Here is a 14,246-nt window from a genome sequence, read left to right as displayed (position 1 = left end):
TCAGAATTGGAGTTCGATGCGCCGGCGCGTCTCCTTGAAGTCGCCGTCGCTAAAAAATGAATTAGTTGACGACCCGGTCAGGATATCGGTCGATGAGGCGTAGTCGACGGTGTAAAAACCGCCGTTAGACAAAGTCGAGGTGCCAAAGACATTAGCGCTCGAAGAAGCCACAGGCAAGACCCAGCCGTTCTTTCTGGCCTGGTATAAGGCCTCCTCCGCTCCGGTCTCGGCCACATACAAGGCCACGGTCGAACGTTGCTGCACGCCGCTGATCAGGACGCCGGACAAAGCGACGCTGGCGGCCGACAATCCGACCACCATCAAGCTGCTCAGCACCAGGATGGTCATGAGCAAAGCCGAGCCTCGCTGATTTCTGATCTTATCAATTATGTTCATAGAATCTTGATGAGACTGTAGTCTGTAGTTTGACCACCTGTTTGCCGACCGCCTTGTTCTTGCCTTGCGCCTCGATCACCAAGGTGACGCGCGGCTGGCTCGTGTCGTTGTCATTAATCAGGAAGTCAAACCGGTTGATGGCGATCTGATTGGCTGTGGTTGAGGCGACCATCGTGCCCAAACCGGAGACCCGCTCGACCATCAGCGTATCGCCGCTCAGATAATATTTGACGCATTCGCCGTTTTTGTTCTGGAAGGTCAGCTCTCCAGCCGTAGTCGAAGTCGAATAGATGCGGCCATCGGCCACTTCGACTCCGTCAACCGCCTCGGTACAATCCCTTGTGCCCATAAAATTTTCACGCCGGGCTGAACGCAGTTCTTTCGCCATCACTTCCATGGTGTATGACATATTCTCTCCTATATTCTTGCCGACGATGGCCGCACGCTGGCCATCGACCATCTGAGTGAAGATGCCGCCGATGGCCAGAATCATCAGGTTGAAGACCAGCATGGACATCAGGATCTCCAAAAGGCTGAAGCCCTCCTCGGATTTGAGCCGCGCTGGCAGCTTGATTGTCCTATTTCCAGTCATAAAGGATGGTTTCAACTTTGTAATTCCTGGCCGTCACTCCATCGCTGAACCGCACTTCGCTGGTCACGGTTGTCGAGGCAATGCCGGCAGCGAAGATCGATATGGCTCGCCTGAACTTGGTAGAGGTGCCGGTACTGTCATGGGAATAATAGCCCTGGGTATCCGTATACAGTTTGGAGGCGTCGTCAGTCAGCCCGCCGGTCAGCGGCACGGCCGCGCCTAAAGTATAGTCCATGGCATAGACGCCGTCATTCGCCGAATTGAAGATCGAACTCGGCGTAACCCCTGCCTGCCAATCATTGTCCCGGATATTACGCACCAGCTCGATGCCCTCCTGGGCCAGCTGAGCGGCTATCAGGACGTTACGATTAAACCTCTCTGTCTGGATCGCCTGCAGCGACATGCTGATCAGGGCGACCAGAGCCACATTCACGATGAACATGACGGCCAGAAGCTCGATGAAAGAAAAGCCGTCATTGCTTCGGATTTTTTTTAGCCACTTTCTCATATCAGCGCAGGTCTATCAAACCGAAATAATTAACATCCACCTCTTTGGTCCGTCCGGTCATGGAGTCCATCAGGACGACATTCAAGGATTGGCCGGTCAGGTTGATGCTGGTCTTGGGATCTGGCGGGAAAAACAGCAGACTGACATCGTTGACCGAGACGCTGTCGACCATAAGGCCGTTGACGGGATTGATCCGGACGTCCCTGGGCAGCTTGCCAGTCTTAATAATCGCATCCGGCGTACCGGTGGCGCAAGCAACCTCGTAAGTGCCGATTCCTGAGGCGCAAGTGTCGGCATACAAAGAGTAATTTGCCGGATCGGTCGCGTCCAAATGAACCCCCCAGCCGCCCAACGGTACCTGGCCCTCGTGCTTCTTGGCGCCCAGGGCGTAGCTTTGCATCAGGCGGATATCGCTGACCAGCTGGTCGGCCGCCGTATACAGCCGCTGCTGCCTTTCAGCCGAGCGATAATTAGTCACGAACAAGGTAGCCAACAGGCCGATTATGGTAACGCTGACCGACATTTCTATGAAGGTGAAGCCTGCACCGGACCTTATCGATTTTAAACGATTTTTTATCATATATTCAACTAAATCATAGCACAGGAAATGCCTTTTTTCCAACCAAAAACTGCCCCTCGAGGGGCAGTTTTCATAGTAAGCTATTTGGGATTTTTTTCTTTCCAATCAGGGAGTTTGAGATTGGCATTGAAGGTCTTGGGCGAAGTCGTGCATCGGTAACCGTCGCTGTCGGTCAAAGCCAGGGTTATGGCCGTCAAGCCGTTATTGACCATCTGCACCTTGGGCCGCTCTTCGGTCGAAGCTGCCGGGTTGCCATTGTTGAATATCCAGCTCCAAGCATCACCCGCCGAGGTATCTGGCCTGATGCCGATAGTTTCCTCGCCTGCCGTATCACGATAAACCGCCGTAGTCGATGTCGAGTCTGTCGGCTCGAAGGTCACGATCTCCTCTTTGCTGGGGTTGTCCGGAGTCCAGGTGAAATCGACTCTAGGCACATTATGCCTCGGCATGGTGAAGGTGGTCTGATCGCCGTCCTCGACGATCCAGCCGCCGTCATCCAAACGATTCATCGAAACCCAGCCGGCGGTCTGATCTTTTTCATCCCAAACCCTGACCCAGACATGATATTTCGTTCCCCAAGCAATCTGGCTATCGAAAGTCGCATCATTGCTGCTATAAAAACTGATGCCGGCAGCATTATCAGCCACGCGGAAGGTGGTGGTGCCAACCTCATCAGCGCTCGCCCCAGGCCAACTCGGCTCATCGCCAGCCACGTCAGCTTTCAGCACGAAATCATATTTGGCCATGCGTCCTGGTTTGCAGATCGGGAAACCGGCGAAACGGCTCGAGCAATGATCGTCGTCGCGGCAAGTCCGTAAATTGGTCGCGGTGCCCGCACCGTCATAACAATATTTATAATTATTCTCGTAGTTGAAACTAACTCCGATGGTCTTGGAATCGCCGGAGGCGCAGGCGGCATCATTAGTCCTGAGCGGAGCGACTAAATTGATGGGCATCGGTCCGGTTAGACCGGTGGCATAAACATAGCCTGGGCGTGCCGTGTCGAATTCAAGCCAGCCGACCCCGACCGTGTTCGTGGTATCGCCATCCCAGGCCCAACCGTCGAACCGGACTTGTTTGGTAGCGTCATCAATCGTGCCCCTGATTCCCGGCTGATGGTTGAGCACGCTTCTGGTAAAATCGATCCAGCCCTCATCAACACCCATAGAAATCACCTTGGCCCAGCCGCTGACCCGCCTGTCGCTAAAGTCATAGACCGGCCATTGTCGAGGTGCTGCCGGAGCCGAGCTCGAAGCGATGGCCTCTGGCATCTCCTCGGGCGGTCCGAAATAAATCCAGCCTACATTGCTCGACCAGGCGTAACCGGAGAATTGGCCGGTCACCGCATCGATGCTGACGCCATAACTGTTGCTCGCACAAGTATTGCCATCCGTCTGATTGCAGTTGAAGCTGACCCAGCCGAAGTTGCTCGACCAAGCGTAGCCATGGACATTGCCGCCGTTAGTGGATGATTGGGCACGCACCAGCTCATAGCCGGGGCCGAAAAGATAAAAATAAAGCTGACCCAGAGCAGCCAGCGTCGCCATGCCTAAAAATAATCTTATTGCCAAATCAGTCCCTGTATTCTTTGTTTTTGCCATGATATTAATATAACCAACGCGAAAACCACTGCCAAAGCGGCTGCCCCCAGAATAGGGCGACGATAGTGGCGGGGGCCAAGAAAACTCCGAACGGCAATTTTGAGCCCCACTGCTTCTTGCCAGCCGCGATAAGCGATAGGCCGACGATCGACCCGGAGAAATAAGCTGCAAAAAAAGCGACGATTAAGCCTTGCCAACCGAGGATCAAGCCCATCAGCAGCCCTAGGCGCAAATCTCCTCCGCCTATGCCCCTGCCCTTGGTTGCGATAAATTGCAATAAAAAGAAACTACCACCTATTATACCAGAAATCACCCAATTGCGCCAACTTAAGACTTGGCCGCTACCACCAGCGCCGAACTCAGCTACAAGGTTGAAGATCGCCACCGCTGCCATCGCCGGGAAAGTGACCTTGTCCAAAATCAGATACCAGCGCAAATCATAAATGAAGATTATGACCATTACCGACACGACCAGCCAATCGCGTAAAACGCGAACTGCAAACAGCTGGTCCAGGGCAGGCGCTGCTTGGAGATTAAAAATGAAGGAACCCAGGAAAAGCAGGCCGGTTACCAGCTCGACTGCCGGATACTGCCAAGATATCGACTTGCCGCAGTAGCGGCACTTCCCCTTCAGGGCGACATAGCTTAGGATCGGCACGTTGTCATACCAGGCCAACTGATGGCGGCAATGGGGACAATACGAGCGGCCGAGCACTGTCTCGTCCTTGTGTAAACGCCAAATCAGGCAATTTAAAAACGAACCGATGATCAAACCGAAAAAAAAGATAAAAAATAATAGGGGGTAAACCATATGATGCATTATGACCTTTTAACCGTGGCAACGGCAAACAGGTTGTCGATATTAACCCGGCCGAATGAAGCTTTGAACAAGAACACCGCGAAATAATAATATAGGTTCTTAATCAGCTTCATTGCCGGAGTCCTGCTGCCGGCCACGCTTTGGATCGGCGGCAGATGGACGAATTCCACCTTTGCAAAACCCGCACCGAGGAGCAGACGTGACAAAGAACCTGGCGTATAAATATTAACATGATCCGAAGCTTCGAGGTAGTGACCTTTGGGCCTGACGCCGCGATGGATCAGCCGCTTCAGCCTGGCCTTCAAGAGCTGCATGCCGGCATTCGGCGTATGGACGAAAATGATACCATCTTCAGCCAGCAACGATTTTATGGAATCAAGCATCGGTTTCGGATTGGGCAGGTGTTCGATGACGTCGAACAGGGTCACGATTTCAAAACTGCCATTTTCGAATCCATTATCCTCGACCCGGCCCTTGAATACATGCTTCAAGCGCAAGATATTAGAAGCGTAGTTGGCCGCCGGCTCGGATATTTCGTAACCATAGGCTTCCCAGCCCGGGACGCCCTGGACTGCCTGAAGGAAAAAACCCAGCCCGCAACCCACATCAAGAATCTTGCCCGAGCGTCCTTGCATATACTGCGAGATGAACTTCTGGTACATCAGATGGTGGGACTCACGCCACCAAAAAACATCGAAGTCATCGACATTCTCATTGCCGAAATAGCCATCATAGTCGTCACGGGAACCGGCATCGGAAAAAAGATGTCCGCATTCGCACTTGAAAACGGAGACTCCGAATTCTTCAAAGACTTTCCCGTTCTGGCCACTGCCGCAGACTATGCATTTTGATAATTGATTATTCACAATTTTCCACAAACAACTGCTCAAGCCTTCTGGCTGCCGAAACGGCAGTGTTGTTCTCGCTGGCATAGCTAAGCCCGTTGTCGATTAACCTGTTTCTAAGCTCTTGATCATCCATAATTTTAATTATTGCTTCGGCCAGGCCTTCAGCATCATCGGGTCTGACAAGCAAACCCGTCCGCTCATGTTTGATCGCCTCCGGTGTGCCTCCCAGGTCGGTGCCGATAGTCGGCACTCGAGCCAGCATAGCTTCAACAACCACGGTCGAATAGGGTTCCGGCTCGATCGAGGTCAAACAAAGCAAGTCCAGAGACTTCACTAACGGTGCCACCAGCTTCACGTGTCCTGTGAAGACGACAGTTTCTCCGAGATCAAGATCGGCAACCAGGTCATGCACTGCCGCCTCGTTATTCGGCTCGCTCTGCCCCGAACCGATTATGACGCACTTGATATTGCTCGCGCCCCTATCCTTGAGAAGCTTGATTGCCTTCACTAGGACCTGAGCGCCTTTCCACTCGACCAGCCGGCCGACAAAGCCGACAACAAAATTGTTCGGACCAGCCTTCCAACCTTCCCTGATCTTCTGGATGTCTTCGATACTGACATTTGACAGCCTTTCATCGAACCGGCTCCAGGGATGGATGACCTGGAATTTATTTTTTTTCAAATCGCAACCATAATAACCAGCCACAGCGGCGGAAACGAAAATGATCTTCCGTGGAATTATCTGCAATAATCTGAAAACCGGACGAGGAAATGTATAATCATTAACGTACCAGATTGCCTTGGTTTTTGTCATAAGGCTGACGATAGCGGCCACCAGATCTGCCCGGACAGTATTGCAGAAAATGACGCAGGGCTTTTCTTGGACGACTATCCGTCGCAATTCTTTGACACTGGACCAATACCGCGCAACGGCACGCCAATCAAGCACCTTCATCCTTTCGAAAGGAATCAGGCGATAGGCCACGCCGAGCCGCTCGTATTCAGAGACAAAGCCGAGTTCTTCAGCCTTGTTTGAGTTTACTACGACCGGCTCAAATCTTTCGCGATCAATCTTTTCAAGAAGATCGATGATCGCTAGCTGGGCGCCGCCGACAAAGGGCGTGTGATTCAATATCAATACCTTGTGTTTCATGATTTTGATCTGATAGCTTCTGTATATAGGTCAAAAATTTTCTTCGCCACTGCCTCCTCAGAAAATTCCTTCGACTTGGCAAGATTGACCGCCCCCATCTTTTTAATCAACTCAGGCTGGCTGGCCAACGAAACGATTTTCTGAGCGCAAGCTTCGAAATCAAGCGGATCAACCAGGTAGCCGCCCTGGCCGTCTTCAATCACCTCTTTGGTCCCGCCAAGATTCGAAGCGATGACCGGCTTGCCTTGCTGCATCATCTCAATGATGCCGCGGCTGAAGGGTTCGGCCAGCAAAGAGGGGAAAAAATAAATATCAGCCCCTGCCTGGAGCTTGGCCATCTCAAGATGCTTCACATGGCCCAGGAACTCGACGTTCTTCAAGCCGTGCTGCTCGGCATATCGCTTGGCGAAATCAAGCATCTCTCCGTCGCCGGCGATTTTAAAAAATATCTCCTGATTCAGCACGCCCACTCTTTCAGCAACCTTCATCAAGGTTTCGATGCCTCTGTGGTAGATCATCTTTCCTGCAAACAGCACCGTAAACATGCCGGGGCGCTTGTCGATCGCCGCCATCTCGTTACTGGCTTCGGGAAATAAGTCATAAACTACCGCAACGTTCTTTTCTATGCCCGCGGACAGCATCTTTTCCTTGACGGCACAGCTTACCGCCATATTGGCCTGCACCTCAGCCAAGCGAGTGATTCGTTTTTTAAAATAGCCGTATTTGTAAGCCTCCCAGGGTGCGCGATAAAGGCCGTTGCATTTCAGGCACTTCCCCAAACGCATGCCCTCGCATTGGGTCTTGTTCTGATACAGCAGGTCGCCCTTGAGGCAGCCGAACCAATAATCGCGGTAATGGACCGCGCAAGGAATTTTATTACTCTTGGCCGCCGCCATGGCGCCGTTGCCCGTGAACCGCAAATCGGAGCTATGGATTATATCGATATCATATCTCTTGATCAAGCGCGAAAAGAAACCCGTCAGATAGGCGTCCCTCGCTTGAAGGATCGGCAAATATCTGACTGGCTTAAAAACATGAGTTTCAAAATCAGGATAGGCCTCGGTCGAAGCGATTATGACCTTATTACCCATTTTTTCCAGTGCACGCGCCAAGTGGTAGGTCGACGTCCCGACGCCACCGCTTTCAAAGGGATAATAGCTGATCAGCAGTATGTTCATATTAGACTTTGATCCTGAGCAAATGCTTGATTAGCTCTTTGAATATAAAATAGTAAGTGCGGACCATGCCGCCCATGATGACGCCTCTGTGCTTTTTCCCAAAATAAATCCCCATCCTTCTATACGCTTCGATTATAGATTTGAACTGATATATTTTCGTCCGCGCAGAGTGAGTGCCCCCGGCATGGACCCGGTATGACGACATTTTTTCCGGCAAATACCCGATCAGGCCGAATTCGGATCGTAGGACATTCATGGGCCAGTCGGTTATCTTCATATCAAGCAACCAATCGGGATAAGACACGCGGCTGTCGTTGCGGAAGACGGTCGAACAGGCGCCGATGAAATTTTTGGACAAGAGATCGACCGTATCGGACTTCGGTTTGATCGGCCAATCAGGAAAAGTCTGGCTTTGATCATGGTCTGTCTCACGATATATCGCCACCGGATGACAGCAGATGGCGCAGTCGTCATTTTCATCCAGAAAAGCGACCTGCTTCGCCAGCTTTCTCTTATCCGTCCAAAAATCATCACCCTCGCAAACAGCGACATATCGCCCCTTACAAGCCGCTAAGGTCCGAAGATAATTCAGGTGCCCGCCCATATTCTTTTCTGTTGTCAGCATGGTAATCTTGTCGGGAAATTTGTCGACGTATGCTTTGACGATTTCCCTAGTGCTATCAGTCGAGGCGTCGTCCCCCACAAACAAGTGCACGCCGAAACCGGCCTCTTGAGCCAGCACTCCCTCGATTGCTTGAGCAATATACTTTGCATGGTTATAAGTAACCATGCAAACGCTGATTGTTATATCTTCCTTCATTTTTTCTTTTTGCATCAGATGAGCTTCATTTCCATAAATATCTTATCGGATTCAGCGATTGACTCGATAAATCCTAGCTTGCCATACAATTTTCTGGCGGGCTGGTTGAGCTTGCTCACTTCCAATTTTGCCAACCTCAAACCAGCCTGTCTGGCCTCATCAAGAAACTGGCCCACCAGGGACTTGGCCAAGCCCAAGCCCCTAAAATCGCTACCAACGCTTACATTTGAGATATAGGCCTCGGCCGTATCGAGGTTAAGATAAGCAGCCAACAAGCCGACCAAGCCGTCATCAGTCCAAGCTTCGAAAGTAGTCGCCTTGTCTGCCAGCTTCTGAGCATAACCTTCGATATCGACCGTCTCGTTCAACGGCGGAATGAAATCGTTCTGGCAAGCCAGCAGATGTTCAGCAATAGCTTGCGCCGAAGCTGTTCCCTTAGCATACCTGACTTGGGCCTTGTCCATATATTTACGCTTATTTTTTATTCCCTTTTTCGCAAAGCAAGAAGATGCTTGAGCAGAGGTCAGGATATTCCAGGCCAAGCTCGTAGCAGCCGTCCAAATACTCCGGCGAGATGATATCGGTCTTAAGTAGCTTGTCCCACTGGAAGTTAGCCAAAGCCTTGAAAAAGATGCCGGAGCGATGGACGATTTCCAAACCGGCAGCGCGCGCATCGCGCTCAAGCGTATCCAGAGAATAGGTCCGCCGATGGCCATGTTCCTGCTCGGCTGGCGTAACGGCCTCATTATGGCTGATCAAACCCATCTTCACTGCCACGCGCCTTGAAGCGGCATTGGCATTAGGGCAGACCAGGAATAACCTGCCTTTGTCAGATAGCCACTCCCGCCTTATCTTCTCAAGCAGCTGCACCGGTTCATCGACATGCTCCAAGACATGGGTCAGGACGATATTATCATACTTGGCCGGCAACGACGCGTCCTCGAAGGTAGAGTTGATGAATTTGACTCGGCTGCCTAGCACCTGCTTCGCTTCGGCCAACGCCTGATCCGAAGCCTCGACGCAGGTTATATCGTCGAACAGAGGGAGAAGCCGCTTCGTGAAATCACCCTTGAAACTGCCCAATTCCAAGAGGTTGCCCTGGATCCAAAACGGAGCGAAGGCACGCAACATGAATGGGTGCATCACGTCGAAATCGAAACCGTAAGCATACTTGTGACTCTCGGCATCGTTCGTCTCGGAGTTATAGTCTCTTTGTGTTTCCATATGTTTTTTGATATTAATCCTCGTTTTCCAGGATGGCCAGACCGAACCCGTATTTGCCGAACTCATTTCCATTATACAGTATGTACACCTGGCCGCCACTTTCGAAAAGGTGCGGATAACACATCATGTCCGAATCCCAGCCCGTAGCTGAAACATCGATTCCCGCCTTGCCGTCGTCCCTAGTCCAGCTTGCGAGATCATCCGAATACGCATAGCCCAGGCGATAGCCTCGGTCGCGGTTCTTTCTGAAATCAGCAGCCTGTCGATAACAGAAATACATATGATACCGGCCAGACAGCTTAATAACAGTCGGCAAGGCCTGGCATTCGTCTGGCCCCAACACGTCCGCAATCAGCTGTCTCCCCTCTTTCTGCCAGTTGATGCCATTGCCGGAAACCGCGTGGCCGATCTTATAAACCCGTTGCGCTCCCTGGTCATGGTCGTAATCGGCCCACTGCGTGCCATAAATATACCACATGTGGTACTGCCCAGCATGGAAAGCGACAAACGGGTCACCAACCAAGAAAGGCTCGTCAAGCGAAGCCGCCAATATCGGCCCCGCGCCGATACGCTCAAAGGTTAAACCGCCATCATGGCTCTCGGAAAGACCGATTGCCGTCTCAACAGACACCGACACTCTCCGACTCCAGCCGCTGATATATCCGAACACCCGACCCTCGTGCTTGAACACGTTCAAAGGGAAAATTCCGTGCTCATCAAAACTACCCAACCCGCCCAGATCCAGTACTGTCTTGTCGGAAACTCTTAGCACTTTGGAAAAGTCCTTGGCCATTTCAACAAAAGCCGGGTGGCTTAGATATTTCCCGGTCTTGTCGACCTGGCGGGTAGAAAAATAAATCCGTACAAAATCGTCAAAAACCAATGCCTGCGGTGATTGCGCAAATTCGCGGCAGCCGTTTGGCAAGACATGTTCTGTCGGATCGAAAATTTTACCCAGCTTTTTCCATTTCATATCAATCGGTTAATGATTCGAGACGGGCCAGGCCGAAACCATGGCGCCCGACCTGGTTACCCAAATAAAGCATATATACTTCCCCGTCCAGTTCGAACACGTGGGGATAGCTGATCATTTCTGAATCCCAGCCGTCATCGGAGATATCGATTCCGGCCGAGTCATCATCCCTTGTCCAATTCATGAGATCATCGGAATAGGCATAACCGATGCGATACCCCTTATCTTTGCCTCGATAACCCTCGCTATAGCGGTAACAGAAAAACATCCGGTATTTTCCCTTGTAAAAAATGACGTCAGGACTGGCCTGAGCCTCATCGGCTTCGATACGACTCTCGATCAAGTCCTTGTTTGCTGGCTGCCAGTTGATTCCATCGGGTGAAGTTGCCATCCTGATCTTGTAGACCGGCTCGGCGCGACCATCGGACACGATCCACTTCCTGCCAGCGATATAATAAAGATAACGCTGGCCGTCAAAATTCCTGATTTTCGGACCACTCAAAACAAAAGGTTCGTCGAGGCTACATGACAACACCGGGCCGGGGCCAGCTTTTTTGAAAGTGACGCCATTGTCGTCGCTCTTGGCCAGACCGATGGCTACGTTAAAGGGTACCGATTCGCACCTGGTCCAGCCGCCGTAATAGGCCCAAACTTGGCCGCCCTCACGAATGACCGACACCGGATAGGTGCCGAACTCATCGAAGGCTCCCAGCCCGCCAAGTTCCAGGATCGGCGCCTTGGCCACATCAAGCACCTTGGTCAGGTCTTTACGGTCAAGATCGACATAAGCAGAGTAGCTGATGTACTGCCCGTTCTGATCGGGCGAAGGCCGGCAGGAAAAATAGACTCTGACGCGGTCATCGAAAATCAGAGTCGCCGGCGCTTGAGCGAACTCCTTAAGCCACTCCCGCCCAGCGATGTCTTGGGGGTTGAAAATCCTGCCTAATTTTTTCCATTTGAACATAAATCAGATCAAGTTGAATTTTTTCTCCAGCATCTCCCGGATATTCTCCTTGGAATTGAACATCATCACGTCGATAATCGAAAGTGACGGCACGAATTCTTGGCCGAATTGGCGATAGCGCACATCATCCGTTTTAATGAAGCTCAGGCCGATGCCGTCATTTTCGAACCGCTCTTTGCAATACAGCTCCAAGCCGCCGATGGGGTTGATATAGGATTTAGCGCACCTTGCCGCGCAGATAGAAACGACTCGATCTTCGGCTTTGAGTTCGTGGTCTGCCTGAATGGTCGATGACACCACCAAGGGCGTCGTGATGCCAAGATAATCTTTGGTAACCAGCAAGGAATTATGAAGAAAGTTGAACAGATTGCGGTCATCATGACCCACGACTCTTTCGACTACGCCGTAAGACTCGTCAAAATGCGGGGCTTTGCCATAAGCGCCGTGAATACGGTTCAAAATCGTCTTCCTCTCGCTTTCCCAAGAATCGGCCAGATACCGATCCTTGACGTGGAGATGGTCCGAGTCTTTCCTGAGGGGCAAAGTGATCTGGGCATCGCTGCCATTGACCAAGATGCGGTTGCGATTGAACCAACCTCTCTTCGTATATTTAGCATTATCATAAACCACGAACTCGTCGACCAGGTCCATCAATTGGAAATAGCCGATATAGGGCATGAAATATGGCTGCATGATCGCGATTCTCATGATTTTCCGCAAATAATATTAGCGATCCGAATGACGTCGTCATCAGGCAAATCATAATAAAATGGCAAACACAGAATCCTTCTCGATATGTCTTCCGAAACCGGAGCTTCTTGCCGGGTGACATAATCCAAGGTATTCAATGACGGATAGAAGTACCTTCTCGTAAAAACACCTTCATCTGAAAGTCGCGACTGCAAATCAAGCAAGGCTTCTTCCGAAGGCAGAATGACCGGATAAAAGCTGAAGTTATATTCGGCACCTGCCCTTACTAAGGGCTTCGATATGCCAGGCGCTGAGTCAAGCAGGCTGTCATACAATTCGCTGATCACCCTGCGTCGGGCGATTATTCCGTCGATCTGCGGCAGGATGCACAACCCCATGGCTGCGTGGAATTCAGAATTCTTTGCATTGATTCCGACTCCCCAGAATTTCTCAGGGCCTTCTTGGCCGAAATTGCGCATATACGATATGCGGTGTGCCAAATCGTCGTCATTGGTTATTACTGCTCCGCCCTCGACCGTGTGGAAGACTTTGGTGGCATGGAAGCTCAAAGTTGAGATGTCGCCGTAATTCAAAAGTGACTCGCCCTTGTATTTCACCCCGAAGGCGTGGGCAGCATCATAAATCACTGGCAAATCATATTTCTCCGATAGCTCCTTGATCCTTTCAACCTCGCACGGATTGCCATAAACATGCACCCCGAGTATGGCGGAGGTGTTCGGAGTTATCCGTTTCTCTATTTCAATAGGATCGATAGTCAGAGAATTCTTCTGGATATCGGCAAATATCGGCTCGCAGCCCTCCCAAATCAGGCTGGTGGTGGTCGCCAAAAAAGTGAACGGCGAAGTTATGACCTCTCCCTTGAGCGCCAAGGCCTTGATGGCGATTTGCAAAGCGACCGTGCCATTGGCGACCAGGAACAAATGTTTGACCCCGAGATGCTTTTTCAGCTTGTCCTCAAGCTCTTGGACCAAGGGTCCATTGTTGGTCAGCTGATTGTTCTCCCAGATCCGCTTTAACAGTTTTTCATACTCTTCGGCGGGCGGCAGATAAGTTTTGTTTACATTTATCATTTGGTTACGATATAAAGCACCGACCCCGGAGTTATCCGGTTATTTTCAAACGTTTCCTTGCCGAAAAAATCCGCACCGAGCTGGCGCACCTTGAACCCTGATGCTTGAAGCTTTTCCAGATATCCGACCTTCGAATATACTCTGACGTGGTCTGCTTCGCCATAATAGCGCCAATGATCTTCAAGAGACCTGACCGACGGATTCTCATAGTCTTTCTCCAGGGTCGGCAGAACCGGCACCTGCAGGATCGCCTCGCCGCCCGATTTCATTATTCGATATAGCTCGCTCATGGCCGCTCGGTCATCTTCGATATGTTCCAGGACGTGAGTGCAGATAATCAGGTCAAAGGAATTGTCAGCATAAACCGGCATAGCGGTCAGGTCCACCTGGTCATCGACATCTGTTCTGGTCAAATCAGCGCTTCTGTAGTTGACATTCTCATGCTTCTTAATGAGTTTTGCCAAGGGGGCCGAAGGCGCGATGTCCAAAAGCCTTATTTCCCCGCTCAATTCCGGCAGCCTTTTTCCAAGGTAAAGCGCATAAAGCCTGGCCGAATCCGAGGCGTGGCAAAGAGGACACATAAAATCAATCGCATTGAAAGTTTCATAGGCGAACAACGGGTGGATGAAGCGGTGCCTGCTGTACATATCAAGATACCATTCCGGGAATCTTGCATACTTCACTATTTTGCCGCCGCACACTGGGCATCGCAGCTTTCCGAACATTCCGTGACCGATTGCCGATGACTCCATTAAAATATATTTGGCCGCTTTCTTCGTTTTTTTTATCATGGATGACAGCATAGACG

Annotated in this window: 17 protein-coding genes; all 17 read right to left on the bottom strand. The window is 51.1% G+C overall.

The features are described from left to right. The gene (locus HGA34_02295; protein ID NTW22357.1) at positions 1–396 is read right to left on the bottom strand and encodes a hypothetical protein; all 396 of its coding nucleotides are present in this window, start codon (positions 394–396) and stop codon (positions 1–3) included. Beyond that, positions 383–988 (bottom strand): hypothetical protein, encoded by a 606-nt coding sequence (locus HGA34_02290; GenBank protein NTW22356.1) that lies wholly within the window; start codon positions 986–988, stop codon positions 383–385. The genes HGA34_02295 and HGA34_02290 overlap by 14 nt, the downstream gene beginning before the upstream one ends. Further along, the gene (locus tag HGA34_02285) at positions 975–1,496 is read right to left on the bottom strand and encodes a hypothetical protein (GenBank protein ID NTW22355.1); all 522 of its coding nucleotides are present in this window, start codon (positions 1,494–1,496) and stop codon (positions 975–977) included. The genes HGA34_02290 and HGA34_02285 overlap by 14 nt, the downstream gene beginning before the upstream one ends. 1 nt (position 1,497) lies before the next feature. Further along, entirely contained in the window at positions 1,498–2,076 is a 579-nt protein-coding gene (locus HGA34_02280; GenBank protein NTW22354.1) for a prepilin-type N-terminal cleavage/methylation domain-containing protein, read from the bottom strand. A gap of 80 nt (positions 2,077–2,156) precedes the next feature. Next, on the bottom strand, positions 2,157–3,677 hold the full coding sequence (locus HGA34_02275) for a hypothetical protein (protein NTW22353.1): 1,521 nt from the start codon (positions 3,675–3,677) through the stop codon (positions 2,157–2,159). A gap of 4 nt (positions 3,678–3,681) precedes the next feature. Beyond that, positions 3,682–4,488 carry a prepilin peptidase gene (locus HGA34_02270; GenBank protein NTW22352.1) on the bottom strand — a complete coding sequence of 269 codons (807 nt, stop codon included), beginning with the start codon at positions 4,486–4,488 and terminating at the stop codon, positions 3,682–3,684. Between the two features lie 8 nt (positions 4,489–4,496). Continuing rightward, a complete protein-coding gene (locus HGA34_02265; GenBank protein ID NTW22351.1) occupies positions 4,497–5,363 on the bottom strand; it encodes a class I SAM-dependent methyltransferase in 867 nt (288 codons plus the stop codon). After that, positions 5,356–6,498 carry a glycosyltransferase family 4 protein gene (locus tag HGA34_02260; protein ID NTW22350.1) on the bottom strand — a complete coding sequence of 381 codons (1,143 nt, stop codon included), beginning with the start codon at positions 6,496–6,498 and terminating at the stop codon, positions 5,356–5,358. The genes HGA34_02265 and HGA34_02260 overlap by 8 nt, the downstream gene beginning before the upstream one ends. Next, positions 6,495–7,676, bottom strand: coding sequence for a glycosyltransferase family 4 protein (locus HGA34_02255; protein NTW22349.1), 1,182 nt, complete (start codon positions 7,674–7,676; stop codon positions 6,495–6,497). The genes HGA34_02260 and HGA34_02255 overlap by 4 nt, the downstream gene beginning before the upstream one ends. Before the next feature lies 1 nt (position 7,677). Further along, entirely contained in the window at positions 7,678–8,511 is an 834-nt protein-coding gene (locus tag HGA34_02250) for a glycosyltransferase (protein ID NTW22348.1), read from the bottom strand. Then, positions 8,511–8,960: a GNAT family N-acetyltransferase gene (locus HGA34_02245; GenBank protein ID NTW22347.1), complete on the bottom strand. Its 450-nt coding sequence runs from the start codon at positions 8,958–8,960 to the stop codon at positions 8,511–8,513. The genes HGA34_02250 and HGA34_02245 overlap by 1 nt, the downstream gene beginning before the upstream one ends. A gap of 10 nt (positions 8,961–8,970) precedes the next feature. Next, positions 8,971–9,720, bottom strand: coding sequence for a class I SAM-dependent methyltransferase (locus tag HGA34_02240; GenBank protein NTW22346.1), 750 nt, complete (start codon positions 9,718–9,720; stop codon positions 8,971–8,973). Between the two features lie 13 nt (positions 9,721–9,733). Further along, positions 9,734–10,693 carry a hypothetical protein gene (locus tag HGA34_02235; protein ID NTW22345.1) on the bottom strand — a complete coding sequence of 320 codons (960 nt, stop codon included), beginning with the start codon at positions 10,691–10,693 and terminating at the stop codon, positions 9,734–9,736. A gap of 1 nt (position 10,694) precedes the next feature. Further along, positions 10,695–11,657: a glycosylase gene (locus tag HGA34_02230; GenBank protein ID NTW22344.1), complete on the bottom strand. Its 963-nt coding sequence runs from the start codon at positions 11,655–11,657 to the stop codon at positions 10,695–10,697. Positions 11,658–11,660: 3 nt separating this feature from the next. Further along, entirely contained in the window at positions 11,661–12,368 is a 708-nt protein-coding gene (locus HGA34_02225; GenBank protein ID NTW22343.1) for a WbqC family protein, read from the bottom strand. Then, entirely contained in the window at positions 12,362–13,438 is a 1,077-nt protein-coding gene (locus tag HGA34_02220; GenBank protein NTW22342.1) for a DegT/DnrJ/EryC1/StrS family aminotransferase, read from the bottom strand. Before HGA34_02220 ends, HGA34_02225 begins: the two co-directional genes overlap by 7 nt. Continuing rightward, positions 13,435–14,229 carry a class I SAM-dependent methyltransferase gene (locus tag HGA34_02215; protein NTW22341.1) on the bottom strand — a complete coding sequence of 265 codons (795 nt, stop codon included), beginning with the start codon at positions 14,227–14,229 and terminating at the stop codon, positions 13,435–13,437. The genes HGA34_02220 and HGA34_02215 overlap by 4 nt, the downstream gene beginning before the upstream one ends. Positions 14,230–14,246: the final 17 nt, after the last annotated feature.

Source organism: Candidatus Falkowbacteria bacterium (assembly GCA_013336275.1).
Taxonomy (GTDB): Bacteria; Patescibacteriota; Patescibacteriia; order Patescibacteriales; family GWE2-39-37; genus JAAXUA01.
The sequence above is the reverse complement of the archived record's forward strand: the minus strand, read 5'-3'. Positions and strand labels throughout refer to the sequence as shown.

Coding starts and splice junctions, on each gene's coding strand:
- HGA34_02295 (NTW22357.1), bottom strand. CDS start 396: ATGAACATAATTGATAAGATCAGAAATCAGCGAGGCTCGGCTTTGCTC.
- HGA34_02290 (NTW22356.1), bottom strand. CDS start 988: ATGACTGGAAATAGGACAATCAAGCTGCCAGCGCGGCTCAAATCCGAG.
- HGA34_02285 (NTW22355.1), bottom strand. CDS start 1,496: ATGAGAAAGTGGCTAAAAAAAATCCGAAGCAATGACGGCTTTTCTTTC.
- HGA34_02280 (NTW22354.1), bottom strand. CDS start 2,076: ATGATAAAAAATCGTTTAAAATCGATAAGGTCCGGTGCAGGCTTCACC.
- HGA34_02275 (NTW22353.1), bottom strand. CDS start 3,677: ATGGCAAAAACAAAGAATACAGGGACTGATTTGGCAATAAGATTATTT.
- HGA34_02270 (NTW22352.1), bottom strand. CDS start 4,488: ATGGTTTACCCCCTATTATTTTTTATCTTTTTTTTCGGTTTGATCATC.
- HGA34_02260 (NTW22350.1), bottom strand. CDS start 6,498: ATGAAACACAAGGTATTGATATTGAATCACACGCCCTTTGTCGGCGGC.
- HGA34_02255 (NTW22349.1), bottom strand. CDS start 7,676: ATGAACATACTGCTGATCAGCTATTATCCCTTTGAAAGCGGTGGCGTC.
- HGA34_02250 (NTW22348.1), bottom strand. CDS start 8,511: ATGCAAAAAGAAAAAATGAAGGAAGATATAACAATCAGCGTTTGCATG.
- HGA34_02245 (NTW22347.1), bottom strand. CDS start 8,960: ATGGACAAGGCCCAAGTCAGGTATGCTAAGGGAACAGCTTCGGCGCAA.
- HGA34_02240 (NTW22346.1), bottom strand. CDS start 9,720: ATGGAAACACAAAGAGACTATAACTCCGAGACGAACGATGCCGAGAGT.
- HGA34_02235 (NTW22345.1), bottom strand. CDS start 10,693: ATGAAATGGAAAAAGCTGGGTAAAATTTTCGATCCGACAGAACATGTC.
- HGA34_02230 (NTW22344.1), bottom strand. CDS start 11,657: ATGTTCAAATGGAAAAAATTAGGCAGGATTTTCAACCCCCAAGACATC.
- HGA34_02220 (NTW22342.1), bottom strand. CDS start 13,438: ATGATAAATGTAAACAAAACTTATCTGCCGCCCGCCGAAGAGTATGAA.
- HGA34_02215 (NTW22341.1), bottom strand. CDS start 14,229: ATGATAAAAAAAACGAAGAAAGCGGCCAAATATATTTTAATGGAGTCA.